General features: G+C 62.0%; 2 protein-coding genes and 1 pseudogene. All 3 read right to left on the bottom strand.

Annotated elements, in window-relative coordinates:
- Positions 1 to 95 (bottom strand): annotated as a pseudogene (locus DBR24_RS31540) (SAM-dependent methyltransferase); the annotation flags it as partial.
- 33 nt (positions 96 to 128) lie between these two features.
- On the bottom strand, positions 129 to 401 hold the full coding sequence (locus tag DBR24_RS05660) for a DUF4242 domain-containing protein (RefSeq protein WP_123467631.1): 273 nt from the start codon (positions 399 to 401) through the stop codon (positions 129 to 131).
- A 166-nt stretch (positions 402 to 567) separates the two neighbouring features.
- Positions 568 to 1,543, bottom strand: a 976-nt coding sequence (locus tag DBR24_RS05655; RefSeq protein WP_128614157.1) for a cytochrome c biogenesis protein DipZ, incomplete at its 5' end; no start/stop codon positions are given.

Genomic DNA, 1,543 nt, shown 5'->3' with positions numbered 1-1,543 from the left:
ATTTGCAAGGTGGTACCGATCACGGCGTAATCGCCGCTGGCCCAGGCGACTTTCTGGCGTTCTTTCAGGGCTGTCAGATCAATCGGGGTACTCATGGCGTCGAGCTCCACGGCAGGTTGAAGCCGACATCATTCGGCGGTCGTCGGATCGATGACCGTCATCACCCGCGCCACGCTGTTGGCCGGGAAACCACCCAGCCGGGCATGCTCGCGCACTTGCGCTTCATCGGGAGCGATGTACACGCAATAGACTTTGTCGGCGGTGACGTAGCTCTGCAGCCACTGCACTTGCGGCCCGAGTTCACGTAACGCCTGGCAGGATGTTTGCGACACGGCCTTGAGTTCTTCTTCCGACAGCTTTCCGGCTCCTGGAATCTCGCGTTCAATCACGAATTTCGGCATGGCAACCTCGCGTTCTTGTTATGTGGCAGGACCGGCAGTAGCCCTACTCAATCACTATCGCGCCGAGTCCCGCCGGCGTCCCTGCCGGTCGTCCGGCGAAGCGGAATTAACCCGGCTTTGCCGATGAGTGGCGTGAATCTGTTAAGCCGTTGTAACAGCTCCTGCCTCAGGCTGCGGGGGCTTTGGCCTCTTCCAGCAACTGGCGAATCATCTGCTCCTGCGCCTCGTAGCGACCTTCGCCGAAATGGCTGTAACGCACCTGCCCCTTGGCATCGATCAGGTAGTGCGCCGGCCAGTACTGATTATCGAAGTGACGCCAGATCGCGTAGTCATTGTCGATTGCCACCGGGTAGCTGATGCCGAGCTTGCGCACCTGCGCCTTGACGTTGTCGATGATGCGCTCATAGCCGTATTCCGGGGTGTGCACACCGATCACCACCAGGCCTTCCTTCTGGTACTTCTGCGCCCAGTCTTTGACGTAGGGCAAGGTGTGCTGGCAGTTGATGCAGTCGTAGGTCCAGAAATCCACCAGCACCACTTTGCCGCGCAGGGATTCGGCGCTCGGCTCCGGGGAGTTGAGCCATTGCACGGCGCCGGACAACGACGGCATCGCGCCCTTGCTGTCGTTCTGCATCGAGTCGGCGCGGACTTTGCTGACCAGGTAATCGACCACTTTCGGCACGTTTTCCAGCACGCTGTTTTCGACGCTGGCGACACCTTCGGAAGACGTCCCGGCCAGTAACGTCTTGTCTGCCCCGGTGGCAATCACCGCCGCCGCAGCCAACACGGCAACACCTGCCCCGCGACGAAACCAGCCCGTGAACGGGATCGACGGTTTCAGCCGGTTGACCAGCCCGCGCCCGGCGAAAATCAAAGTGCCCAGCGCCAACGCACTGCCTGCGCCATACGCCAGCAACAACAGGCTGGTGTGAGCGTTAGCGCCTTGCAGCATCGCCCCGGTGAGGATCACGCCAAGGATCGGACCGGCACACGGCGCCCACAGCAGTCCGGTGGCGACACCGAGCAGGATCGAGCCCGTCGACCCGGCCGTCTTGCGGTTGTCGGCATCAAGGCGATTGCCGAGCAGGACCAACGGCCGGGTCGACGGGCTCGATCCTGCTCGGTGTCGCCACCGGACTGCT

Source organism: Pseudomonas sp. HMWF006 (assembly GCF_003061205.1).
Classification (GTDB): Bacteria; Pseudomonadota; Gammaproteobacteria; order Pseudomonadales; family Pseudomonadaceae; genus Aquipseudomonas; species Aquipseudomonas monsensis.
This window is presented reverse-complemented; position numbering and strand designations above follow the sequence as displayed.